The 504-nt window shown below is 45.0% G+C and carries 1 pseudogene; it reads right to left on the bottom strand.

The features are described 5' to 3' along the window. Positions 1-504 (bottom strand): annotated as a pseudogene (locus tag ACFIJ7_RS09880) (late control protein); the annotation flags it as partial.

A 504-nucleotide genomic window follows, 5' to 3' on the forward strand; every position in this document is an offset into this window, starting at 1 on the left:
GTTACCAACTTTGACTTCTTTTTTTTCACCACTGCGGATATCATGATAGGTTGCGAGAACACCGCCTTTTTTCTCTTCTTCTTGCTTTTCCGATTCTTTTTCTGCTTTTTCCGATTCAGATGATGATGGTGCTGTTCTGTCACTATCATCCATATGGATAAAGTTTTCATCATCATCAATCTCTTCTGGTTCTCGTGCATCAGCAGCGGCTTTTTGATCGTCCCCCACATCCGTTTCTAAGCCATTGGCTGCACCTGCTTCATCCCGTGCGCTGTATTTAAAATCCCAAGAGGTGCAATGTTTCTCATGAATAACAACAATAGGGAGTGTTTCACCGGTGATGGCTTTGCCTTCACCCCGTTTGGCGAGCACAAGTTTGCCATCAACGGGCTTTGCTACCGCATCATATTCTTCTGCAAGGCGTGCGGCAAAAGCCATATCGCTTTCAGCTGTTTGGTCAATGTGACGCACAACGATTTTTGCAAGAGAAGGATCAACCTTTGG

Origin of the sequence: Bartonella sp. MR100HLJHH, assembly GCF_042194215.1 — a bacterium.
Classification (GTDB): Bacteria; Pseudomonadota; Alphaproteobacteria; order Rhizobiales; family Rhizobiaceae; genus Bartonella; species Bartonella grahamii.